This is a genomic window from Myxococcus sp. CA040A, assembly GCF_013336725.1.
GTDB classification, from domain to species: Bacteria; Myxococcota; Myxococcia; order Myxococcales; family Myxococcaceae; genus Myxococcus; species Myxococcus llanfairpwllgwyngyllgogerychwyrndrobwllllantysiliogogogochensis.
This window is the reverse complement of sequence record NZ_JABUMR010000014.1, coordinates 74,846-98,069: the sequence shown is the minus strand read 5'-3', so window position 1 is coordinate 98,069 and position 23,224 is coordinate 74,846. Positions and strand designations below refer to the sequence as shown.

Sequence of the window (23,224 nt, the reverse complement as noted above, 5' to 3'; positions counted from 1 at the left end):
TGCTACTCCCGCCGCAGCACCGCGCCCTCGGGGAGCCCGCCGATGATTCGCGCGACGGCTTCCTCCACGGGACCACCCTCCGCGGCCTCCACGGTGATCTTCACCCGGTAGTCCTTCCCCGGGTCGAACTCCGGATACGAGCCGATGGCCACGTGCGGCATGTTCAGCGCCACGTTGTCCAGGACGGCGGCGATGTCGCTCTCGCCCAGTCGCAGGTACAGGCAACTGAGTACCACCGGGGTGCCGCTCAGCCGCGCCAGAACCGTCTCCAATTGCATCCGGAAGAGCTGGGGCACGCCGGGCAGGAGGAACACGTCCCCCACTGTCAGCACGGGGTACCAGGTGCCCGCCTGGGGCAGCAGCACCGCTCCCTCCGGGGCGTCCGCCAGCCGCATCCCCTCTGGCGTCACCTTGCCATCGGGCGCTCGCGCCTCGATGAGGGACACCATCTCCGGCAACCGCACCACGGGCTTGCCCAGGGCCAGCGCCACCGCCCGCACCGTGACGTCGTCGTGCGTGGGGCCAATGCCGCCGCTGGTGAACACGTAGCGAGCCCGCTGACGCGCCCGGTTCATCGCATCGACGATGGCGTCCACGTCGTCCAGGATGGTTTCCACCGAGCGCAGGACGATGCCCACCTCGCGCAGCCTCTTGATGAGGTGCGGGCCGTTCTGGTCCTGGACCTTCGCCGTCAGGACCTCGTTGCCGATGATGATTGCCGCCGCGCCAGTGCGCTCCATAGGAAGGGCGGACTGTAGCGCAACGGCCGGGGAGTCCGCCGCGCGAGTCACGAGGATCCGTCGTCGCGTCAGAATTCCGAGGCGCGACAGACCCCCTCCGGAGGGCCTCTCTCCCCGGGGGACAAGGGCATCCGGATTGCATTTCCGGGAGGCATGCGCTCCATGCCCCCCCGGTCCGCCCGACGTCCGTCCGCCCTGCTCCTCGCGTCGCTGCTGTCCCTCGCCGCCTGCGGTGACGACGCGGTGAGCGACCCACCCCTCGACTCGTCCATCGAGCACTACGAGGACTCGGGCGAAACGTTTCGCGTGACGTACGACGAGGGCTGGATGGCGTTCGACCAGCACCGCTCCGCCGAGTTCGAGAGCGGAGCACCTCGGACGCTTCGCCTGTGCGGGCTGAACGACCCGTCGAGCGTCGTGGCCGACGACGAGACCTCCGCATGTGTCTCCGTGCGCTTCGACACGGAGGTCCTCGGCGCGGGCCCCGTGACGCTCACGGTGGCGGGCGACGCCATCGCCGCCCCCACGGACTCGTTCCGGAACATCACCTTCACCCCACGCAAGGGACATTCCCCGGAGATCCTGGCGGTCTTCGTGGCGACGGGCTGCTACGGCACCGTCCCCAAGGAAGCCCTGACGCAAGAGGTGGCCGGGCAGCTCGTCCTTGAGGAGAACAGCGACACCCGGGTCCGCGGGCGCCTGGTGCTGCGCAGCGTCGGGAAGACGGCGGGCCGCTGCTCGGGAGATGGGGCGGAGGTCGCGCTGAGCTTCGACGTCGCGCGCTGACCCGCTCCTTCAGCGCTTGCGGCCCAGCAGCTTGCGAATCTCCGCCAGCGACGCCGCCGTCACCGCTTCAATCCCCTGCTCACCGTCGATGTGGACGATGCGCTCCTTCTTCGCGCGGCGGCGGATGGCGGCCAGGTACTGCTTGGCGATTCGCCGCTGGGCCTCGTCCGCTTCGAACAGCTCCGCGGCCCCGCCACGCGCCGCCCGGCGCTTCGCCGCCACCTCTGGCGCCACACCGACGAACAGCGTCAGGTCCGGGGACACCGCGTACCCGTTCACCGCCTCCACCCAGGCCATGGGCAGCGACGCCCCCTGGTAGGCCAGCGAGGACAGGACGTACCGGTCGCACAGGACGAGCTTCCCCTCCTCGAGGGCGGGCAGCACCCGCGCCGCGAGGTGGTCCGTCCGGTCCGCCGCGAAGAGCAGCGCCAGCGTCTCCGGCGCCAGCGGGCCCGCGCCATTCGGCAGGCCCAGCCGTCCGGTGAGGGCCTGGCGAATCAACGTTCCCACGGGGCCATCCGAGGGCTCACGCGTGGTGAGCACCGCGTGCCCTTCGGCGCGGAGGGCGGAGGCCAGCCGCTCCGCCTGCGTGGTGGTGCCGGCTCCGTCGAGCCCCTCCAGGACGATGAACCGCCCCCGTCGGGCGGACTTGCGGGCCGCGCTCACCGGGGCAGCAGCGCCGCGGGGTCGTCGAGCCGCAGCTGGCTGCGCAGCTCCAGCAGCGTCTGGAAGCGCGTCAGCTCGTCGGCCAGCACGCGTCGCCCCACCACGTAGCGGCGCAACGCGTACGCCAGCAGGCCCAGCGCCAGCAGCGTCACACCCCAGGCCATCAGCGGGGTGCGAAGGGAGTCATAGAACAGCTTGCCAGCGGCCCCCGCGAACATGAGGGCCGCCAGGGTGGCGACCCCCGTGTGGGCGAAGTGGGTGGTGCTCTGGCGGACGGACAGGCTCTCCTGGAGCTGGTCGAGCTGCGTCCTCAAATCCTGGGTATCGGCGCTCATCACGGAGCCGGGCACCCTACAGCAGCCTGTCCCACGCGTCGAGTCACTCGCCCCTGGCGACTCCAACCTTCTGGGTCCCAACTAATTCCAGCGACACCGCAACGGGCGAGCGAGGGAGCCCTCGCGAATGGCTCATCCACCCCATCACCCGAGCGCACGGCGTCAAGCAGGTTGGCTTGCCAGCCCCGGACGCAGACGCTACATGCGCCAACACATGCAGACTCGCGAGCGGACCGAATCCTCCATGCGCCCTGACGACCTCCAGATCTCCTCCATCGAGGACGCCATCCGCGACATCCGCGACGGCAAGTTCGTCATCGTCGCGGACGACGAGGACCGGGAGAACGAGGGCGACCTCATCATGGCGGCGGAGAAGGTGACGCCGGAGCACCTGGCCTTCATGGTGCGCCACACCAGCGGTATCGTCTGCATGCCCATGCTGGCGGACCGGCTGGACGCCCTGCGGTTGCCTCAGATGGTGGCGGACAACAACGAGTCCCACCGCACCGCCTTCACCGTCTCCGTGGACTACCGGCATGGCACGACGACGGGCGTGTCAGCGGCGGACCGGGCGAAGACCATCCTGGCCCTGGCGGATCCGGAGAGCCAGGCGAACGACTTCCTGCGCCCCGGCCACATCTTCCCGCTGCGTTACCGCGATGGTGGCGTGTTGCGCCGCGCCGGCCACACCGAGGCCACCGTGGACCTCTCGCGGCTGGCGGGCCTGGGCTCCTCCGGCATCCTGTGCGAGCTGGTGAAGGACGACGGCACCATGATGCGGATGCCGGACCTCAAGGCCTTCGCCCTGGAGCACAAGCTGGCCGTCATCACCATCGCCGACCTCATCGAGTACCGCCGCCGCAAGGACCGGCTGGTGCGCCGCGAGCCCGGCCAGCACACCGTCACCACGCGCTACGGCGACTTCACCGCGCTCACGTACACGTGGCTGCCGGACGGCGCCAAGTCGCTGGTGCTGGTGAAGGGTGACCCCGCCTCCCGCCCGAGCGCCCTGGTGCGCCTGCACGCCGCCTGCACCCTGGGCGACGTGTTCGGCTCCCCCACCTGCAACTGCAACGTGCTGTTGGACCAGTCGCTCGCGCGCATCGCCCGCGAGGGCACCGGCGTCCTGGTCTACCTGCCCGGGATGCACGGGGGCGACTTCGGCATCAGCCACAAGCGCAACACGGACGGCAGCGCCGACATCCGCACGGGCCCGCACGAGACGAGAGACCTGGGCATGGGCTGCCAGATCCTCAATGACCTGGGCGTGCGCTCGCTCCAGGTGATGACCAACACGGACATCACCTACCGCGGGCTCGCCGGCTTCGGCCTCACCATCGACAAGCGCGTCCCGCTGCTCGCGGACTGAAGCACCCGCGCTCGGAAAACCCGGGGGCTCCCCTCCTACGGGAGCCCCGCCCTGCCGCAGCGCGCGTCGTCAGCCCAGGTCCGACAGGGCCTCGCGCACGGCGTCCAGGTTCGCGGGCAGTTGCACGGGAGGGTTCGCATAGCGGCTGGTGACGTCCGCCAGCGTGCCCCGGTGGTAGCCCACCTTGAAGTCCGCGAACTTCAGCCCGTGCGCGGTGGACACCACCGCCACGCGAGAGCCCTTCGCGATGACTCCCTGGGCCACCAGCTTCTCCAGCGCCGCGAGCGCCACGCCCGTCTGGGGACAGGTGAAGGTGCCCTCCTTGTCCGCGCGCGCGGCGGCGTTGGACAGCTCCGACTCGGTGGCTTCCTCCACCACGCCATCGAAGGCCTTGAGGATTCGCACCGCGCGTCGGAAGGACACCGGGTTGCCAATCTGGATGGCGGACGCCAGCGTGCTCCGCGCCTGCATGGGCACCAGCTCCTTGAACCCGCCCCGGAAGGATTGGGTCAGCGGATTGGCGCGCTCCGCCTGTGCGACGGCGATGCGCGGCCGGCGGGTGATGAGCCCCAGCTCCAGCATCAGCTCGAAGCCCTTGCCCAGCGCACTGGCGTTGCCCAGGTTGCCGCCCGGAATCACCACCCAGTCCGGAGGCTCCCAGCCCAGGTCCTGGCACAGCTCCACGGCGACCATCTTCTGCCCCTCGATGCGCAGCGAGTTCATCGAGTTGGCCAGGTACAGGCCCGTGTCCGCCGTCACCGCCTGCACCAGTCGCATGCAGCCATCGAAGTCCGTGTCGAGCGACAGCACGCGCGCGCCATTGGCGATGGGCTGCACGAGCTGCGCGAGGGAGACCTTGTCCCGGGGCAGGAACACCACCGCCGGAATGCCCGCCGCCGCGCAGTACGCGGACAGCGCCGCGGAGGTGTCACCGGTGGACGCGCACGCCACGGCCCGCAGCGGCACGCCCTGGGCCCGCATGTGCTTCACGGCGGAGACGAGGACCGTCATGCCCCAGTCCTTGAAGCTGCCCGTGGGCGACACGCCGCATTCCTTCAAGTCCAACGCGGCCAGCCCCAGCTCCGACGCCATGCGCGGCAGGGGCTTCAAGGGCACGCGGCCCTCGCCCAGGGAGACGATGTCCTCCACGGGAAGCTGGGGGTAGGCCCACTCGCGCTTGCCCCACACGCCCGAGCCATCCGGCAGCCGCGCCGAGCCGAAGCGCGACTCGAAGCGCCGCTTCCACTCCGCCGCGGGCACGGCTCGCAGGGCCGCCACGTCGTGACGCACCTCCAGGAGCCCCTCGCAGCGAGGGCACCGGTAGACGACGTCCAGGAGCGAGGCGCGGAAGTCACAGCCCTCGCTGCACGCGTACTCCGCCCGGAAGCCGGGCTCCGAGGCGCTCACGCCCCCTCCTGGAGCCGGGTGCCGCACTCGGAGCAGGCGCGTCCGGGACGCCCTCGGGTATGGCACGAGGGGCAGGCCATCCACCCGTCCTCCTCCCCCTTCGCCGCCACGGCGGTCGCCGCGGGCCGAGCGCGCGGCAGTCGCATGCCACAGTTGTCGCAGAGCAGTCCCACCGCCTGCACGTTGCGGCAGTAGCGGCAGGTGACGGCGCCCAGCGGTGCCGGGGTCCTCACGCCGTCATCCTGCGCACGCCCCGTGTCCAACTCCTCGAGCGCCGCCACGGGCATCTCACCCGTCGGTGCCGCGCGCGTCAGCTCCAGGTCCTGCACCACCTGGGCCGGCAGATCCGGCCCGCTGCGCAAGCGCGTTCCATCCAGCTCCGGCAGCACGGGCGCGTCCACCGCGTCACGGCCCCCCGCATGCGGCGTCAGCTCCAGCTCCGGCAGCTGTGCCACGGGGGGAGTCGCCACATTCACGGCGGTGGGAAACCGCTTTCCGCAGACGTCACATTCGGTCCCTTCGGGCTGAACGTGGTCGCAGACCGGGCAGATGATCATTGCGCGACGTTAGCGGGCGGCCCTGCTCGGGGGCAACGCGCCTTCGAGGGCCCTGACGGCATTCAAGCATCCGGGCGGACCATCCCTTCCTCCGCGCCAGACCAAGGCCGCCCCCCGCGAGCTTTCAGGGGAGAACCGGACGAGGCGGTCCCCCCGTCATCGGGACGAAGCGGACGGGAAGCAGGGACTCCACCTGGGGCAAGGCCCCCGGCTCTCGTGCTCGATGGATGCGCAGCAGCTCCTGGGTGCCCCCCGTGGGCCCCACGGGGATGACCATCCAGCCACCGCGATGGAGCTGGCCAAGCAGCGTGCTGGGAACCTCGGCCGGCGCGGCGGTGACGAGGATGGCATCAAAGGGCGCCTGCTCCGGCCAGCCCTCGGTGCCATCGCCTTGGCGGAAGTAGATGTTCTCGAAGCCCAGTCGCAGCAGCCGCCATCGCGCCGAGCGGGCGAGTTCTGGGACGATCTCCACCGTGTACACCTCGCGGCAGAGCAGCGACAGGACCGCCGTCTGGTAGCCGGAGCCGGTGCCTATCTCCAGGACGCGCTCATGCCCCTTCAAGGCCAGCGCTTCGGTCATCAGCGCCACGACATAGGGCTGGCTGATGGTCTGGCCATGGCCGATGGGGAGCGGCACGTCGGCGCCGGCCTCGAGACGCTCTGCCTCCGACACGAAGTCCGCGCGCGTCAGTCGCGAGATGGCTTCCAGCACCCGTCCATCACGGATGCCCTGACTCGACAGGTACTCGGCGCGTCCCCGATCACCCATGCCTTGAGTCTAACCATGTCGGGGTGGGCGGGCAGGGACTCCGGCGCCCTACCAGGGTCGGTGCGTTGCGCCCCCACGGTGTTCGAGCCCCGGGCCTGTGCTTCCCGCAGCAGCTCGGCCAGTGGGTGGGGGGACGGGCAGCGCGAGGCGAACGCCCTACCCCACCCGAGCCAGCGCGAGTCGTCCTTCCCAGCGTTCATCGAGCGCCTTCACCAGACTCTGATGCTCGGGGGACTCCATCTCCGGGTCTCTGGCGAGGATGCGTCGGGCCTCGACCTGCGCCATCGACAGCAGGTCTCCGTCCCGCGCCAGGTTGGCCACCGCCAATTCCGGCAGGCCGCTCTGCCGCGTGCCCATGAATTCGCCGGGCCCGCGAATCTCCAGGTCCTTCTCCGCGATGACGAAGCCGTCGCTGCTCTGCTCCATCACCGCCAGCCGCTCGACGGACTCCATCGAGCGCGCGCTGTTGGCCACCAGGTAGCAGAAGCTGGCCGCCGCGCCACGGCCCACGCGCCCCCGGAGCTGGTGGAGCTGCGACAGGCCGAAGCGCTCCGCCGCCTCCACCACCATCACCGAGGCGTTGGGCACATCCACTCCGACCTCCACCACCGTGGTGCACACGAGGACCTGCAGCCGCTTCTCGCGGAAGTCCTCCATCACCGCGTCCTTCTCCTCGGCCTTCATCCGCCCGTGCAGCAAGCCGACGCTCGCCTGGGGGAAGGCCAACCGCAGCTTCTCCACGCCGCGCGTCGCGTCCTCCAGGTCCAGCTTCTCCGACTCCTCCACCAGCGGATACACGACGTAGGCCTGGTGCCCCTTGGTCAACTCGGTGGCGATGGCTTCGTAGACGCGCGCGCGCTGCTTGTCGTTGAAGACGCGCGTGTTGATGGGCGTTCGTCCCGGCGGGAGCTGGTCGATGATGGAGAGGTCCAGGTCCCCGTACAGCGTCATGGCCAGCGTGCGGGGAATGGGGGTGGCCGTCATCACCAGCACGTCCGGCTTGGGGCCCTTGCTCATCAGCGAGTGCCGCTGAAGCACGCCGAAGCGGTGCTGTTCGTCGATGACCGCGAGCCCCAGCCGAGCGAAGGCGATGTCCTGCTGGATGAGGGCATGCGTGCCCACTGCCAGGTGGATGTCGCCCCGGGCCACGGCCTCGCGCACCTGTCGCTTCGACTTCGCCGTCCCCGCCGCGCTGAGCAACCCCACCTGGAAGCCCAGCGGCGCCAGCACCTTGCGGAAGGTGCGCTCGTGCTGCTCGGCCAGGATTTCCGTCGGGGCCATCACCGCGACTTGATAGCCGTCCAGCAGCGCGACAATCGCGGCGACCATCGCCACCGCCGTCTTGCCGCTGCCCACGTCACCCTGCACCAACCGGTTCATCGGCTCGGCGCGGGCCATGTCCCGACTCAGCTCTTCCACCACTCGTGCCTGGGCGCCGGTGAGCTGGAACGGCAGCGCGGCGCGGGCCTTCTCCAGGCGAGGCGCGGACACATCGAAGCAGATGCCTTCCTCCGCCTTGATGCCCTGACGCTTGAGGGCCATGCCCAACTGGAGGAAGAACAGCTCGTCGAACGCGAGCCTGCGATGAGCCGGGCTCTGGTGCGCGTCGAGTGACTCCAGGTCCGCCGCGTCCGGTGGGAAGTGGATGAAGCGCAGCGCCTCCGGCAACCCCATCAACTCCAGCCGGCGACGCAGGTCCGCGGGCAGCGGGTCCTCCAGTTCGTGCGCGTACTGCTCGCCGACGCGCGCCGCCAGTTCGCGGAAGGAGCGCTGCTCGCCTCGCTCGAAGCCGGGGTACACGGGGACGATGCGGTTGAAGTGGACCGAGGTGGCGGACTCCATGTCTTCCGCGGGCTCGATTTCCGGGTGCGCCATCTCGCGACCATTCATCGTCGCGCGCACTTCACCGGAGAGGACGATGCGCTTGCCCACCGTGAAGCGGCTCTTGAGCCAGGGGCCCGCGTGGAAGTACGTCGCGGCGATGCTGCCCGAGCGGTCTCCCACCACGGCGCGGAACATCCGCCGCCCCTGCTTGCCCGGGACGTAGTCCGCGACCTTCACCATGCCCACGGTGACACCGCGCTCCCCAGGCTCCAGTTCGGCGATGGTGCGCAGACGTCTGCGGTCCTCGTAGCAGCGCGGCAGCAGGAAGAGGATGTCGCCCATCCGGCGAAGGCCCTTCTTGTCCAGCGCGGAGATGAGCCGAGGCCCCAGGCGCTTGCCGAGCGTCTTCAGCGGCGAGGACAGCGGACCGGAGCGAGGCGCGATGGACAGAAGCTTCGCCTCGGAGCGGGACGCCTCCGCCGCCACGGCGCGCTTCTTCTTGCGCTGCTCCTTCTTCGCCTTGGCTGGAGGGGCCCCGGACTCCGCGCCCGTGTCGAGCGAGGCCTGTCGGGCGCCACGTCCCCCCGGGCGCATCTCTCCCCGAGCAGTTTGCACGTTGCCGGGTCGTGCAAGGCCCGCCTCCGCGCCATAGGACCGAGGGTTCGCCGTCGGCGACGCGACACCGGTCGCCGAGCGGGGCGCGGGAGCCTTCGCGCGAGGCGTGGGAGGCAGTGGGTCGTTCGACTTCCACGGAGGAGTCTGCACGTAGCCCGGAGGCGGCGCGACAGGGCCACTCTCCACCCCCACGCGCGTTCGGCCACGGGCGACAGGCTCCAGCAAGGCCTCCTGTCCGCGAGCATTCACGGGGTCGCCACCGCGCCCCAGCGCACTTGCAGGCGCCCTGTCCTGTCCGCGTGTCCGAGTGGCGTCTCCGGTTCGCCCGGGCTCACTCGCAGGCGCCCTGTCCTGCCCGCGCGTCCGTGAGGTGTCTCCGGTTCGCCCGGGTTCACCAGGTCCCTCGGACCTCGGAGCGGCCTGGGCGATTCCGTCCAGTTCGACGGGCAACACGACGCCGCTGAGCTTCAGCGCCATGACCACGCGACGCAGCGCGGCCTTGCGGCGTTCGGGCGTGGGATGGTCCACATAGGGCAACGCCGCGCGCAGGTGCCCAAGCGCCTCGGAGTCCACACCACTGGCTCCCGCCAGCGCGCGCTCCATGACGGACGTCAGGTCCTTCAAGGTCGCGAGCATGGCGAAGTCACGCTGGCACGCGTACCGAAGGGGTCCCACAAGACTGGCGAGCGGATGGTTCACGCGTGAGTCACGTCCATCCATCCTACGGAACGGGGGTGACGTCTCCCAGAAAACGCGACCGGGGAAGCGAGCTCAGGCCCGCTCCCCCGTCGGCTTTCTCTCGAGAAGGATACCGCTGACGTTCAGCCCTCGCTGGGCGGGGCCTCGTCCTCGGGGTCTTCGAAGCGAATCTCCTGGACCTCCAACTCACGCGTCCCACCCGGACTCTGCACCGTGGCGATATCGCCCTTGCGCTTGCCGATGAGAGCCCGAGCCACCGGCGACGTGACGGCGAGCCACCGCTTCTTCAGGTCGGCCTCCAGCTCACCCACGAGACGGTAGGTGACGGGCTTGTCCGTCTCCGTGTCCAGCAGGTCCACGGTCGCCCCGAAGACGACCTTGTCGCCACCCAGCTTGCTGGTGTCGATGACCTCGGCGCGCGCAATCCAGTCGTTGAGGTCCAGGATGCGTCCCTCGATGTGCGACTGCTTCTCCTTCGCCGCGTGGTACTCGGCGTTCTCGCGCAGGTCCCCATGGGCCCGGGCGACCTCGATCTCCCGTGAAATTTTACCCCGCTCGACAGACTGCAAATGCTTGAGCTCCGTCTTGAGCTTGCGCAGTCCTGAGGGGGTCATCGGGATGTTGTCGCTCCCGCTCGCCATCGACACAGCTCCTTCCACCACTCCCTGGTTCACTAAAGATTGAGGGCCGGCGCTCCTCCCGGAGCCCGGCCCCCACCATGAAGTGCTCAATGTAGGGAACCCGTGACATGCAGGTCAACGAAAGCCGTACATGACACCCTCCGGGCCGCTGGGCGCACGCGGGGTGACCCGCTAGGCTGCCCCGCGTGCTGTCCGTCCAGGAACTCCGCGCGCTCGCCGCGTCACTGCCCGCCAAGGACTTCGAGCGGCAGCTCGGGCCCTTCGCCCTCATCCAGCGCCCTCCCTCGGAAGCCTCGGCGGCGGTGCTCGCGCCCACCCGCATGGCGGACCCCGAGGACATCAGCCTCGGAATGATGACCCTGCTGTTCGAATTCGAACACCTGCGCGTCGTGACGCTCCCCCCGCTCCACTCGACGGACCACCTGAGCATCGGCCGGCGCATGGACTGCGACTTCGTCATTGACGACGCGTCCGTCTCCAAGCAGCACGCGGAGCTGCGCTGGGACGAGGCCGAGAACCGCTGCACGGTGAAGGACCTGGGCTCCACCAACGGCACCTTCCTCAACGCCGGCACGCTGGGAACCCGCGTGGCCACGCTGCGCGACGGCGACATCCTCAGCTTCGGCAACGTCCAGTTCTGGTACCTGGAGGCCAGGACGCTGCACGAACGGCTGCGAGCAGGCGAGGCCACGGGCCTGGGCTCGCGCAGCGGTTAGCGCTCGCGTCGAGACGCGCTGGATGGGTAGCTTTCCCCCAGGAGCCCGAACGTCATGACGCAGAGTCCGCCGCGCGACGAGCGCGACTACTACGAGCGCATCTACACGCTCGTCGAACAGGTACCGTGGGGCAAGGTGGCCACGTACGGAGACATCGCGACCCTCCTCGGCGAGGAAGGCTGCGATGCCCGCGTCGTGGGCCATGCGCTGGGCGCGCTGGGTGCTCGCTCGGCCACCGTCCCCTGGCAGCGCATCATCAACCGCACGGGTGGCATCAGCCTGGACGGACACAGACAGCGCGAGCTGCTGGAAGCAGAGGGCGTCGCCTTCGACGAGAAGGGCCACGCGAAGATGGACGCGCACCACTGGAGCGGCCCGAGCGAGGAGTGGGCTCGCGCCCATGGCTTCAAGACGCTCCCACGCCCCGTGGAGAAACCGTCGTCCGCGCAGCTCTCCTTGTTCTGATCGCCGGAAACTCCGACGAGGGCTCGGTTTCCCGCCTGCTTGCCTGCGGGAATAAACGCGCGAGAGTCAGGTCCTTTCCCCAGACCGGATTCCGCCATGTCGCTCGCGCTCTTCCGCTGGAGTGTCATCCTCACGTGCCTGTTCACGACCGTCGCCTTCGCCGGTGAGTCCCGTCCCCGGCGTCAGAAGGTGAAGGCCGCGAAGCTCGTGCGGGTCGAAGGCGGCCACCGGCTGCATCGCGACACGGCGACGGCCCTCGAACGCATGGCCACCGAAGCGACGAAGGACGGTCTGGTGTTGCGAGTCACCAGCGGCTACCGCTCCCTGCGCGAGCAACGGTGGCTCTACGAAGAGTACCGCCGGGGCCGTGGCAACAAGGCGGCGCGGCCCGGACGCTCCAACCACCAGCGAGGGCTCGCGGTGGACCTCGTCATCGGTCAGCGCACCTCGAAGCGCTACCTCTGGCTGGAGGCCAACGCGTGCCGCTTCGGCTTCCGCCGCACGGTGCCCTCGGAGCCGTGGCATTGGGAGTACCGCCCCAGCAGCACCTTCCCTCCCGTGGTCGGCTTCGACTGCCTGGGCAATCCCACGCGCCCTCCCGTGTCCCCGGAACCGGTGGCGCGCAAGGACCCGAGCTGAGGCTCACGCGCGCCCCGCTCGGCGCGACACAGCGCGGCGTGGCGGCTTCGCGGTAGACTGCTCCTCTCCAGGGCGCGGACGTCGGACGCTCCGGTGACACCGGGACGTCACGAAGACGTCACGGGCCCTCGCTGTCAGCGGCTTCGCGGTGCGTTTCATGAGGGGGTGAACCAGCATGGAGGCCGCCACGATGAATCCATTGGAGATGTCGGGCCCGCAGTTCCTCGAGCTGTTCGCCGCGCTCTTCGCGTTCGCGTTCCTGGTGGGACTCCTGCTGCGCTACCTGCTGCGCCAGCCCGGAGGTGACCCCGGTGCCCTGCCGCGGAACCCGGACCCCTATGAAATCGCCATGCTCTCCGGGCCGAAGGCCGTGGTCCACGCGGCCCTGGCCAGGCTCCTCCACGACGGCTCGGTTCGCATGCATGGGGCGCGACTCGAGGCCACCGGTTCTCGCCGCCCGGACGCCGCCTTCATCGAGCGCATCGTCTGCCGAGCCGTCACCGATGGCGAGGTCAAGTCGTCCGAGCTGCTGGCGCGCGCCGAGCCCGCCATCCAACAGCTCAAGCCCGCACTCATCGAGCGCGGATGGCTCGTCGATGACACCTGGGGCTGGCGCGCCCGCTGGTTGCCGCCGCTCCCCACCCTCGCGGTGCTCCTGCTGGGCCTGACGAAGATCTCCGTGGGCCTGGAGCGCGACAAGCCCGTGGCCATCCTCGTGGTGTTCTGCTGCGTGGCCACGGCCGGCATCGGGCTCCTCGCGCGGCGGGTCTGGACGAGCCGCCAGGGAGACTCGGTGTTTCAGAAGCTGCGGTGGCGGGAACAGCCCCTGAGGACCGCCGCGCGCAGCGCCGAGGCCCCCGAGATGCTGAACGGGCACGACGTCGGCATGGCCGTGGCCCTCTTCGGCCTGGGCGCGATGTCCACGAGTGACTTCGAGTTGATGCGCCGGGAAGTGGATCCCGGGAGCAACTCCTTCGGGTTCGGCGATTCGTCCAGCGGAGGCGATGGCTGCGGCGGAGGCGATGGCGGCGGGGGTGGCTGCGGCGGCTGCGGAGGTGGCGATTGACGAGCCTGTCGCTCCAGGGTGTCGGCATCGGCTGGCGCAGGGAGCTCGCGCTGTTCATCGACCGGCTGCCAACCCCGGGCTTCGTGGAGGTCCTCGCCGAACACCTGCCTGACTCGGGCGCCGTGCCCGAACCCCTGATGCGCCTGCGCGAGCGAGGAGTGCCGGTGGTGTTGCACGCCGTCTCGCTGGGACTGGGCTCCGCGGAGCCACCCGACTCCCGGCGCCTCGCCTGGCTCGCGCGACAAGCCGAACGCGTGGGCGCAGTGTGTGTCAGCGAGCACCTCGCGTTCGTGCGCGCCGGAGGGCTCGAGTCAGGACACCTGCTGCCCCTGCCCCGCTCCGAGGAGGCGCTGGACGTGCTCGCGGAGAACGTGCTGCGCGCCCAGGCGGCGCTGCCGGTGCCGCTGGCGCTGGAGAACGTGGCCTCGCTGTTCGAGTGGCCCGACGCCGCGTTCTCGGAGGCGGAGCTGCTCGCCGGAGTGCTCGCGCGCACCAGCGCCTCGCTGCTGCTGGACGTGGCCAATCTCCACGCCCACGTGCTCAACCACGCCACCGATGCCGACGCGGTGCTGGCCTGTGTACCGCGCGAGCGACTGGCCTATGTCCACGTGGCGGGCGGCGTCCAGCGGGACGGCCTGTACCACGACACGCATGCGCACCCGGTGCCGAGCGGCCCGCTGGCCTTGCTGGAGCAGTTGTCGGCACGGCTCGGGCCGGTGCCGGTGATGCTCGAGCGCGATGACCGGTTTCCCGCTCCAGCGGAGCTCGCCTCCGAGCTCTCCGCGATGGAAGCCGCGCTCCGGCGCGGAGTCTCGCGATGGCATGCGGAGTCCCACGGATGAGCGCGCGCGAGCGGCTGGCCCGGGACCAGGCGGAGCTCGTCAAGGCCCTGGGCGTGGGCGCGCCCGTGCCCTCCGGCTTCGACACGGCTCGCGTGCTCGCGGCGTCCGAATCCCTGCTTCACAAGCGCCGTCGCGGTGTGGAGCGTGCATGGCCTTCGCTCGCGGCCGCGCTGGGCACGGACTTCAGGGCTCGCTTCGAGCCGTGGGCGCGCGCGCATCCCATGTCCGTGGAGCCCGACTCGCTCGCGGAGGGACGGCGCTTCGCGGCATCGCTCCAGGAGGAGGGACGACTGCCTCCCTCGATGTCCGGGGTCCTGATGGACTTCGATGCGCGCTGGCGGCTGACCTCGGCGGGCGAGCGGGTGCGACGCCGGGGCTTCTGGCTCGTGGTCCGGTGGGACATCACGACGCGGCGCTTCCGGGTGGCCTTGCGTCTGCCCGGAGGACGGGGGCTGCGGTGAGCGTGGAGCGTCAACACCGCCCCTCCCGCCGGAACGACACCGTGGGGGGGCATGATTCTGGCGCCCATCTCGACTAGCCTTGCGACTTCATCCCGAGCCGAGGGGGCGCATGCTCGTCGTGCCATCCATCCTGGATGCAGTCACCGTTCACGCAGAAGGGGCGCTGTGTACTCGCATCGCCACCTTGCAGCTCGTGGAGGACCGCGTCCCCACCGAAATCCAGCTCAACGGACTTCCGATGTCACTGCGCCCCGGAACCCTCCGGGCCGCGATACGACAGGGCCCTCCCGGGCTCTCCATCCGCGCCATCCGGCCGACTTTCGACGTCCAGCTCCCGCCCGAGGTCGACGTCCCCGGTGAGCACCGCGCCCTCGAGGAGGCGCTCGCGCGAGTCTCGGATGTAGCGGCACGGCTGGAGGGCGTTCAACGCGAGCTCCAGTCCATCGGCAAGCTCAAGCCCACCTTCGCGCCGCCGAAGAAGGACGCCTATGTCCCTCACGAGGCCCCGCTGGCGGCGCTGCTGGCGCTCACGTCCTTCGTGGACACGGAGCTGACGTCCCTGAACGCGCGGAGACTGGAGCTGGAGCAGGCGCACCGTGACGCGGAGGCCGATGTCCGGCTGCGGCGCCAGCGACTGCACGAGGCCTCTTCATCCGTGCGGGGCGAGCGGGCCCGCGTGTACCGCGCCGCCGTCCTCACCTTGTCCGGCAACCCCTGGCCCCGGGAGACTCCCGCGCTCATCTCGCTGGAGTACGCCGTCCCGGGAGCGCGCTGGGTGCCGACCTATGACCTGCGCCTGCCCCGGACGCTGGAGGAAGGCACGCTGCGGATGCGCGCTTCCATCATTCAACGCACGGGCGAGGACTGGACGGGCGTGAAGCTCGCGGTGTCCACGGCCGCGCTGGACCGCAAGGCCGAGGTCCCCGAGCTGAAGGCGCTGCGCATCGGCCGCCGCCAACCCCCGCCGCCTCGCTCTGGCTGGCGCGAGCCGCCTCCCGGCCTGGACGAGCTCTTCGCCGGCTACGACACCCTCCGGCAGGCCGCCACCAGCCCCCAGTCCGCGCCGAGGGACGAGCCCGTCTCCGGTGGCCTCTACGATTCGTCTGGCATGGAGAAGGAAGCCGCGCCCAAGGGCGGGCGCGCACTCCCGAAGCCCATGGCTCCGCAGAAACGCTCCGTGGGCAGCGCCTCGGCCTCCGCGCCACCTCCACCGCCCGCGCCCGCGGCGGCTCCGCGAAACATGGCGCCAGGCTCCCGGGGAGGTTCGACCCAGGCCGGGGAGTTTGAGTCGCTCAGGCGCTCTCGCGGCTCGGTGGCCCCCGCGGAGATGGATGACGAGCAGCTCGACATGCCGCAGGACGCGGAGGAGGAAGGAGGCTCCTCGCGCGTGTACGCCGACATGGCGGATGGGAGCCTGGGAGGAGGCGGGGCGCAGGACCGCCCGAGCGCGGTGCCCCGACTGGAACCCTCGGACTCGTTGCTGGACTATGACCGCCTGTCGCTGACACCCGCGGACGACCTGGACGGACGTGGCCGGCTGCGTCCCCGCCCGTCGCACGTCACCCGGGAGATCCTCGCGCTGTCGGCCGTGCAGATTCAGGTCAACATCCTCTCGTTCATCGCGGTGAGCGAGCAGGAGGTCAACAGCCTCTGGCGCGTCCCGACGCCCACGTGGACGGTGCCGCCCCGCGAGTCCGCGATGCACTTCGATGCGCGCTTCGACCTGGAGACGCGCGCGGATGTGCCTTCGGACGCGGCGTGGCACACGCTGCCGGTGCTGTCCGTGCCGGTGGGCCTGTCCGCCGAGTACGTCTGCGTGCCCTCGGTGGAGTCCCGCGCGTTCCGCACGGTGCGGGTGGAGAATCGGACGCCCTATCCGCTGCTCGCGGGCCCGGTGGACGTCACGCTGGGCGATGAGTTCCTGATGACGTCGCCCTTGCCCACCATGCCCCCAGGCTCCACGCAGCGACTGGGGCTGGGCGTGGAGGAGTCCATCAAGGTCGCGCGCAACACGCGCTTCGACGAGGCCACCGGTGGCATCTTCGGTGGCGCGACGATGCTGACCCACCACATCTCGGTGGAGCTGGCCAACCGGATGTCCAACCGGATTCTCGTCGAGGTGTGCGAGCGAGTGCCCGCCGTCCCCACGGGGTTCGAGAAGGACATCAAGGTGGAGGAGACGGAGGTCGCGCCGGTCTGGCAGAAGCGCACGCCGTTGCCAGGAGAAGTCCCGGTGGAGGGCGAGCGCGCGTGGCGCGTGGTGCTCCAGCCGGGTGAGGCCCAGACACTCAAGGCGACGTGGACCGTGAAGATTCCCGCCAGCAAGATGCTCGGCGGCGGAAACCGGAGGACATGATGAGCACGCCCCTCACCCTGCCGGTGGTCAAGGTCACCGTCCTGGAAGACCGCGCGCTCGTCGAGCGCCGAGGTGAAGTTCCCCTGGTGCCAGGTGCCCAGCGCCTGGTCATCGCGGGGTTGTCTCCGCTGGCGGTGGACCGCTCGCTCCAGGCGAAGCTGGCCGGAGGCACCGTGTCCCAGGCGCGCGTGCGGCGCGCGAAGAAGCCCCAGCCTCCCGAAGCCCGACGCGAGCACGCCACCGAGCTGGGCCGGCGCGTGGCGGAATTGGAGCGACAGGAGCGTCAGGCCCGCGCGGACCGGGAGCGACTGAGCACGCGCCAGGGCCTGCTGACCACGGCGCACGCGGACGTGTACCGCGCCATCTCCGAGCAGGCCGGTGGTGGCAAGGCGCAGGCGGAGGAATGGAAGCAGCAACTGGACACCGTGCGCCAGGCGCTCGAGGTCGCGGACGAGGCACTTCGCGGTGCGCTGCGCGAGGAGCAGCGGCTGCAGCGGCAGCTCGAGGAAGCGAAGCGAGCGCTGGCGGGGACGCAGCAGGCGGAGGCGAAGCTGGACGTCCACGCCGAGCTGGAAGTGGGCCACCCCGCGGGAGGCACCGCGCTCCTGTCCATCACATACCTGGTGCCGTGCGCGGCGTGGCGTCCGGCCTATCGCGCGACGCTGGAGCAAGCCGCCAGCGGCACGGGCCAGACGGTGCGGCTGGAGTGCGAGGCAGTGGTGTGGCAGCGCACGGAGGAGGAGTGGAAGGACGTGGAGCTGGCGTTCTCCACGGCGCGGCCGACGCTGGGCGCCACCCCTCCCCGGCTGGAGACGGACTGGCTCTTCCTGCGCGACAAGACGGAGCGCGAGAAGCAGGTGGTGGAAGTCTCCATGCGCGAGGAGGTCATCCAGACCACGGGCGAAGGTGGCGGAGGAAAGCGCGACGAGGGCCTTCCGGGCATGGACGACGGCGGCGAGGCCCTGACGCTCGCGGCGACCCACCGCACCACGGTGCCCTCGGACGGTGAGCCTCACCGCGTCCCGATGTTCCACTTCACCGCGCCCGCGGCCTCCGAGCTGCTGGTCTGCCCGGAGCTGTCCCCGCTGGCGCACCGCGTGGCCCGCTTCGACAACGTGGGGCCGGCGGTGTTGCTGGCGGGTCCCGTGGACCTGGTGCGGGTCAGTGGCTACGTGGGCCGCTCGCAGTTGCGCTTCACGGGCAAGGGCGAGCGCGTGCGACTGGGCTTCGGCAGCGAGGATGCGCTCCGGGTGGCCCGGCAGACGGACCTGCAGGAAGAGACGAGCCGCCTGACGGGGCGCAAGGTGAAGACGCACCACGTGAAGATGTTCCTCTCCAACATGAGCGCGCAGCCCGCATCGGTGGCGCTGGAGGAACGGATTCCCGTGTCCGAGGTGGAGACCGTGGAGGTGAATCTCCTGAAGGACGGCACGAAGCCAGCGCCCACGCGGGTCAGCGCGGACGGCATCGCCCGGTTCGAGGTGACGGCCGCGCCGCGTTCCCAGCAGGAATTGACCTTGGTCTATACGGTGTCCAGCGCCTCGAAGGTCGCGGGGCTGTAGAGGAGGTTTGTCATGCGTACCCTGTTCGGCCTGCTGTTCGCCCTGGGCCCGGCCTTCACTGCCGGGGCCTCCTCGCCACCGCCGGGCACCGCGTCGGACATGGCGCAACGGCCCCCGCAGCTCTCGGTGGAGTTCGGGGGCTCGTGGGCGCGGGTGCAGCACCCGACGGCCTACATGCTCGATTGGAGAGACAGGACGAGCACGCTGGGGGCTCGCGCCAGCGCGATGCGCCTGGCGGGCGGGCTGCACTTCAACATGGTGCGGAGCTCGGACCGGAGCGACTGGTGGTGGACCAACGGCGTGGAGTGGTACCTGACGGGGGGTGACCTGCAGGTCCTCTCGGTGCGGCCGGGGTTCGAGAAGCGCTTCGCGCTGACGGGCAAGCTGCTCTTGGGCCTCAGTCTCTTCGGCTCGGCGTCCGAGGTGAGCCTCGCCTCCGGGCGCATGTTCGCAACGGAGCCTGACGGGACGGCGGCCCCGGAACCCGACTCGGGCGCCTTCCAGCGTCGCGTCCGGAAATGGACCTTCGGTGGAGGCGGCTCGGCGGCGCTCCAGTACCAGCTCAACCGCTGGGTCCACACCCGCGTCAACGTGGGCTACACGCAGTACGTGAAGCAGGCCCGGAACTTCGGAATGGTGGCGGACTCGGAGCCCGACACATTCTCCGTCTCGCTCAGCGGCCCCTGGGCCGCCGCGTACGTGGGCGTGAGTCTCTGAGTCACGACTGAAACCCCGAGCCGCGCTTGGGGAGTCAGTGCTGCACGACGGCGATGTAGTTGCCGTAGCGCGTCTGGATTTCGGAGACGTACTTCACCGGCTCGGAGCCCCGGCAGTAGCCGTGTCGCGCGCGGCGATAGTGCTGGGGCTTCTCCAGCAGGAGCATGGCCTTCTCCACGTTGCCGAACCAGCGGTTGGGGTCCCAGCCCTGCTCCTGCGCCAGCCGCCGCGCGTCCAGCACGTGGCCCAGTCCCGCGTTGTAGGAGGCCAGCGCGAAGCGCAGCCGCTGCTTGAAGGGAATCTCCGGAGCGATGCGGCCGATGAGCTGGTGCATGTACTTCACGCCCGCGTGGATGCCCTGCTCCGGGTCCTCGAGCTTCCGGAAGCCCAGCTCCTTGCCCGTGCCGGGCATCACCTGGAAGAGACCCTGCGCGCCAACCCAGCTTCGCGCCCGAGGGTCGAAGCGGCTCTCCTGGAACATCTGCGCCACCATCAATCGCCAGTCCAGGCCGTAGCGCTGCGAGTAGGACTGCACCAGCACGTCATAGGGAGAGATGGCACCGGTGAGGACCGCCTCGTCCGTCGTCGCGGGAGCCTCGCTCCGGTGGCCCTCGAAGTAGCGGCGCCGGGCCAGGTTGTACTCGGTGCCCCGGTAGGTCTTCTGCACGAAGCCATCCAGGAAGGCGCGCAGCTTCACGTTCTGCGGACGCACGGCGAAGGCGATGCCGTGGTGCCCCTCCGTGCCGGCGCGAGGCCCCTGCCCCGGTAGCGTCACTCCAGCCTCCACGTCATCGCGGTACACGCGCTCGGCGGCGAGGATGTGGCTGTCTGTCACGGTGAAGGGAATCTCTCCGCGCGCCACCTGGTCGATGAGGGTCTCCGCGTCCTGGTCCTCGGGTGCCTCGACGACCGTGAAGCCGTGCTGGGTCGCCGCGTCCTTGAGCGTGGCGAAGTGACTGGATGAGCGCCGGACGTGGACAGCCTGGCCCTTCAGGGCCGCCAGGGATTCGAGCTTCGGCGCCCCCACGCGCTGCACGATGACTTCGTCCACGAAGAGGTAGGGGCGGCTGAAGGCCACCTCGCGCTGACGCTCCGGCGTCACGGTGAGCGCGGCGGCGACCACGTCTCCCCTGCCCTCCTTCAACCAGGTGACGAGTTCTTCATACGAAGGAGGCACCACGACCTCCAGCCGTACCTTGAGCGCGGCGGCGGCGAGCTTCGCCATCTCATAGTCGAAGCCCGCCTGGTCGCCTCGGTGGAGAAAGTACGTGACGGGGCTGTTGCGCGTGAGGACCCGCAGCACGCCGCGCTTGCGAATGGCGTCGAGGTCCCCCGTGAAGCGCTGCTCCCTGTGGTCGGTGAGCGCGCGCTCCACGAGGAAGGCATCGAGGGCACCGCGCAGCGCGGGGTTCTCCGGCCGCACGGCCCAGGCGAGGGCGCGCTTCTCCGCGATGGGAAAGAGGCCCTCCACATCCGGGTTGTACGTCTCGATGGCCGCGAGGAGGTGACTGTCCACGACGGTGAGCGGGACTTCACCTCGTGAGACCTTCCAGGCGAGTTCCTCGGAGTCGGTGCTCTCGGGCACGGGCTCGATGGTGAGCCCCGAGGCCTTCTCCTTCGCGAGAGCGGCGAGCGACGCGGCGAAGGTGGAGCTGGCGCGAACGTGAACGGCGCGGCCCGCGAGTTCCTCTGGCTTGCGAGGAAGTCCGGCGGCACCCCGCTTGCCCACGACGACTTCATTCACCAGGGCCAGGGGACGGGTGAACGCGAGGTCCTTGGTGCGCTCGGGGGTGACGGTCAGGTCCGCGGCGATGACATCTCCGCGCCCCTCTCGCAGCGAGGGGATTAGCTGATCGAAGCGCTCCATTGCGAGGAACTCGACGGACATGCCGTGCTTCTCGGCGAAGCGCTCCAGCAGCGCGCGGTCCTGCGAGCGGGGCGTGCCCTGACGTGGCAGGAAGTCCTCGTCGGTGCCTTCCACGAGGACACGCAGCACACCGCGCTTGCGCAGCGCGGGGAGGTCTCCGGTGAAGGGAGGCTCGGGCGGCTTCGTGGGCTCGGCGGCGACCTGAGCCACCTCGGCGGGGAGCGGCAGGGCCTGCTCGGGGAACGGATGGTCCTCCGGCTCCACGGCGGCGACAGGCGGGGGCGGTGCTGGCGGCGGAGCGGGCAGCTCCTGCTTGCAGGCGGTGACACTCACGAACAGCGCGGCCATGAGCAGCCACTGCGACGCGCCTCGGCACTGACGAGAAGAAGACTCCATGGGTGCTTCCCCTCCTCCGGACCGTGTCCAACGTCGCGGACCCGACCCTCGTCCCCCGTCTAGCCGAGGTCGTGGGGTGAAATCACGCAGGCCCCTGAAATGCGCACCGGGAGGGCCATGAGAGGCCACTCAGCCTCACCTGGAGTACGGGAGTGCGCGGGCTCGTGGGTGTAGCGTGGAGGGACGCATGAAGACGAAGAGCTCGCCACCCATCGCCCTGCTCGAAGGGCGCAAGACGCTCCCGATCATCGAGACGTACTTCGAGCTGAATCACCTGAAGCAGCTCTTCCGTCAGGGGTGGTTGCGCGTGGGGATTGCGCCGGAGCGATGCGAGAGCGTGGCCGAGCACTCGCTGTTCGTCGCGTTGCTCTCGCTGTTCATCGTGGACAGTCACTTCCCGGAAGCGGACGCGGGGCGGGCGATGCGCATTGCCCTGTTGCATGACCTGGGCGAGGCGTATGTCGGCGACCTCACGCCCCATGACGGAGTGGGACGCGAGGACAAGCACGCGATGGAGCGTCGGGCGATGGAGCAGCTCGTGGGCAAGCTACCGCGGGGCGCGGAGTACCTGGCGCTGTGGGACGAATACGAGCAGGGCAGCTCGTTCGAGGGACGGCTGGTGCGGCAGGTGGACCGGCTGGAGATGGGCCTCCAGGCGTGCGTCTACGAGCACCAGGGCGCTGGAGACCTGTCGGAGTTCTTCGCGTCGGTGGAGAAGGCGCTGGAGGCGCCGGAGCTGCGTGCGGTGCTCGCGGAGCTGGAAGCACTGAGGCCCGACTGAGTTTGTAACGCGAGGCTCAGCCGAACCAACGACCGGACTCTGGGGCGAAGACGCGCACGCGCTCGGCGAGCGTGGGCGGGAGGCGCTCGCGAATCAGGGCGTGTACTTCCTGCGGGCCGAGTGACTGGCTGAAGTGCATGAGGACGATGGATTCGTTGTGGAAGCGGTCGGCCTGGGCGATGAGTTCGTCGAGGTGGAGGTGGGCGCGGTCTCTCGCATCCTGCACGGGGCGCTTCGGGTCGACGAAGGTGGCTTCGAGGATGAGGACGCGCGAGTCGAACAGGGAGGGCTCGGTCTCCAGCACGCGGGCGAGCGTGTCGGTGGCGTAGGCCAGCTCCAGATGGTCCACCTCGGTGAGGAGGTTCTCGCCGGCCCTGCGACGCTGGGCGATTTCCTGCGGTGGCAGGCCGAGGAACTCGGGGCGCAGCTTGGAGACGCGGCGGATGAACTGGTAGCCGAGCGAAGGGACGGGGTGGTGCGTGCGGAAGGCGCGGACGTGAAGCCCCTGCCCGAGCGGCTGGACGTCACCGGGGAGCATGGGGACGGTCCGCACGTCCATGGATGTGTGATGGAGGCGGGTGAGCACGCCGAGGGCCTCACGGACGGGGGCCTCGATTTCGGCGGGGAGAAAGACTTGAGGTTCGCCCTTCCCCAGCAGCCGACGGATGCCCAGCAGAGAGCCGAGCCCGCTGGCGTGGTCCGGGTGGGCATGACTGAGGAAGATGCGGTCGGTGCCCGCGAAGGAGCGGATGGGGATGCCCGCGTCGAGCACCACGTCCAGTTCGGGGACCTGGAGGGAGGTGTAGACGCCGCCGACAGAGATGCCTCGGACGGTATAGGGGCCTGCCTGGACCTCGGTGAGCATCGCCATGTTTATGGCGTGACTGGCGCCCTGGTCGCAACCCACGTTGGGGCGTGGGTGTCATCCGCGTCATGATGGGTGAGGAA

Annotated in this window: 22 protein-coding genes; 12 read left to right on the top strand and 10 right to left on the bottom strand. The window is 70.0% G+C overall.

All coding sequences use genetic code 11. The features are described 5' to 3' along the window. Positions 1 to 2: 2 nt before the first annotated feature. Entirely contained in the window at positions 3 to 740 is a 738-nt protein-coding gene (locus HUA75_RS41500) for a molybdopterin-binding protein (RefSeq protein WP_174462056.1), read from the bottom strand. Between the two features lie 162 nt (positions 741 to 902). On the opposite strand from HUA75_RS41500, the gene HUA75_RS41495 reads away from it, so the two are divergent. Continuing rightward, positions 903 to 1,526: a hypothetical protein gene (locus tag HUA75_RS41495; protein WP_174489573.1), complete on the top strand. Its 624-nt coding sequence runs from the start codon at positions 903 to 905 to the stop codon at positions 1,524 to 1,526. Positions 1,527 to 1,535: 9 nt separating this feature from the next. On the opposite strand, the gene tmk is transcribed toward HUA75_RS41495, so the two are convergent. Further along, positions 1,536 to 2,192: a dTMP kinase gene (gene tmk / locus HUA75_RS41490; RefSeq protein ID WP_141641270.1), complete on the bottom strand. Its 657-nt coding sequence runs from the start codon at positions 2,190 to 2,192 to the stop codon at positions 1,536 to 1,538. Continuing rightward, positions 2,189 to 2,527, bottom strand: coding sequence for a hypothetical protein (locus HUA75_RS41485; protein WP_217440105.1), 339 nt, complete (start codon positions 2,525 to 2,527; stop codon positions 2,189 to 2,191). Before HUA75_RS41485 ends, tmk begins: the two co-directional genes overlap by 4 nt. A gap of 214 nt (positions 2,528 to 2,741) precedes the next feature. Between HUA75_RS41485 and ribB the strand changes: the two genes are divergently transcribed. Beyond that, positions 2,742 to 3,896, top strand: a complete 1,155-nt coding sequence (gene ribB / locus HUA75_RS41480) for a 3,4-dihydroxy-2-butanone-4-phosphate synthase (protein WP_141641268.1) — start codon at positions 2,742 to 2,744, stop codon at positions 3,894 to 3,896. A gap of 69 nt (positions 3,897 to 3,965) precedes the next feature. On the opposite strand, the gene thrC is transcribed toward ribB, so the two are convergent. The 5 genes from thrC to greA all read right to left on the bottom strand — a co-directional run bounded on the left by thrC (position 3,966) and on the right by greA (position 10,408). Next, on the bottom strand, positions 3,966 to 5,303 hold the full coding sequence (gene thrC, locus HUA75_RS41475; protein ID WP_174464923.1) for a threonine synthase: 1,338 nt from the start codon (positions 5,301 to 5,303) through the stop codon (positions 3,966 to 3,968). Further along, positions 5,300 to 5,860 (bottom strand): hypothetical protein, encoded by a 561-nt coding sequence (locus HUA75_RS41470; RefSeq protein ID WP_174477795.1) that lies wholly within the window; start codon positions 5,858 to 5,860, stop codon positions 5,300 to 5,302. Before HUA75_RS41470 ends, thrC begins: the two co-directional genes overlap by 4 nt. A 124-nt stretch (positions 5,861 to 5,984) precedes the next feature. After that, positions 5,985 to 6,629, bottom strand: a complete 645-nt coding sequence (locus HUA75_RS41465) for a protein-L-isoaspartate(D-aspartate) O-methyltransferase (RefSeq protein WP_141641265.1) — start codon at positions 6,627 to 6,629, stop codon at positions 5,985 to 5,987. 156 nt (positions 6,630 to 6,785) lie between these two features. Further along, a complete protein-coding gene (gene recG, locus HUA75_RS41460; RefSeq protein ID WP_174489572.1) occupies positions 6,786 to 9,767 on the bottom strand; it encodes an ATP-dependent DNA helicase RecG in 2,982 nt (993 codons plus the stop codon). A gap of 122 nt (positions 9,768 to 9,889) precedes the next feature. Next, positions 9,890 to 10,408, bottom strand: coding sequence for a transcription elongation factor GreA (greA, locus tag HUA75_RS41455; protein ID WP_141641263.1), 519 nt, complete (start codon positions 10,406 to 10,408; stop codon positions 9,890 to 9,892). Positions 10,409 to 10,593: 185 nt separating this feature from the next. Between greA and HUA75_RS41450 the strand changes: the two genes are divergently transcribed. From HUA75_RS41450 to HUA75_RS41410, 9 genes are all read left to right on the top strand, one after another. Then, complete coding sequence (locus tag HUA75_RS41450; RefSeq protein WP_141641262.1) at positions 10,594 to 11,124, top strand: FHA domain-containing protein; 531 nt, start codon at positions 10,594 to 10,596, stop codon at positions 11,122 to 11,124. A 54-nt stretch (positions 11,125 to 11,178) separates the two neighbouring features. Further along, entirely contained in the window at positions 11,179 to 11,589 is a 411-nt protein-coding gene (locus HUA75_RS41445; protein ID WP_174467316.1) for an MGMT family protein, read from the top strand. Positions 11,590 to 11,685: 96 nt separating this feature from the next. After that, positions 11,686 to 12,228: a D-alanyl-D-alanine carboxypeptidase family protein gene (locus tag HUA75_RS41440; protein WP_174459378.1), complete on the top strand. Its 543-nt coding sequence runs from the start codon at positions 11,686 to 11,688 to the stop codon at positions 12,226 to 12,228. A 190-nt stretch (positions 12,229 to 12,418) separates the two neighbouring features. Further along, positions 12,419 to 13,294: a TIGR04222 domain-containing membrane protein gene (locus HUA75_RS41435; RefSeq protein ID WP_174459377.1), complete on the top strand. Its 876-nt coding sequence runs from the start codon at positions 12,419 to 12,421 to the stop codon at positions 13,292 to 13,294. Next, positions 13,291 to 14,136 (top strand): DUF692 family multinuclear iron-containing protein, encoded by an 846-nt coding sequence (locus HUA75_RS41430; RefSeq protein ID WP_174489571.1) that lies wholly within the window; start codon positions 13,291 to 13,293, stop codon positions 14,134 to 14,136. The genes HUA75_RS41435 and HUA75_RS41430 overlap by 4 nt, the downstream gene beginning before the upstream one ends. Then, the gene (locus HUA75_RS41425; protein WP_174489570.1) at positions 14,133 to 14,597 is read left to right on the top strand and encodes a hypothetical protein; all 465 of its coding nucleotides are present in this window, start codon (positions 14,133 to 14,135) and stop codon (positions 14,595 to 14,597) included. Before HUA75_RS41430 ends, HUA75_RS41425 begins: the two co-directional genes overlap by 4 nt. 109 nt (positions 14,598 to 14,706) lie before the next feature. Beyond that, positions 14,707 to 16,953, top strand: a complete 2,247-nt coding sequence (locus tag HUA75_RS41420) for a DUF4139 domain-containing protein (protein WP_174489569.1) — start codon at positions 14,707 to 14,709, stop codon at positions 16,951 to 16,953. After that, positions 16,953 to 18,515, top strand: coding sequence for a mucoidy inhibitor MuiA family protein (locus tag HUA75_RS41415; protein WP_141641299.1), 1,563 nt, complete (start codon positions 16,953 to 16,955; stop codon positions 18,513 to 18,515). Before HUA75_RS41420 ends, HUA75_RS41415 begins: the two co-directional genes overlap by 1 nt. A 12-nt stretch (positions 18,516 to 18,527) precedes the next feature. Continuing rightward, entirely contained in the window at positions 18,528 to 19,232 is a 705-nt protein-coding gene (locus HUA75_RS41410) for a hypothetical protein (RefSeq protein WP_174489568.1), read from the top strand. A gap of 34 nt (positions 19,233 to 19,266) precedes the next feature. On the opposite strand, the gene HUA75_RS41405 is transcribed toward HUA75_RS41410, so the two are convergent. After that, the gene (locus tag HUA75_RS41405) at positions 19,267 to 21,495 is read right to left on the bottom strand and encodes a transporter substrate-binding domain-containing protein (protein WP_174489567.1); all 2,229 of its coding nucleotides are present in this window, start codon (positions 21,493 to 21,495) and stop codon (positions 19,267 to 19,269) included. Between the two features lie 187 nt (positions 21,496 to 21,682). Here HUA75_RS41405 and HUA75_RS41400 point away from each other — a divergent pair, with 187 nt between their 5' ends. Continuing rightward, entirely contained in the window at positions 21,683 to 22,276 is a 594-nt protein-coding gene (locus tag HUA75_RS41400) for an HD family hydrolase (protein ID WP_174489566.1), read from the top strand. A 16-nt stretch (positions 22,277 to 22,292) separates the two neighbouring features. Here HUA75_RS41400 and HUA75_RS41395 read toward each other — a convergent pair whose 3' ends face one another. Next, entirely contained in the window at positions 22,293 to 23,141 is an 849-nt protein-coding gene (locus HUA75_RS41395) for an MBL fold metallo-hydrolase (RefSeq protein WP_174462231.1), read from the bottom strand. Positions 23,142 to 23,224: the final 83 nt, after the last annotated feature.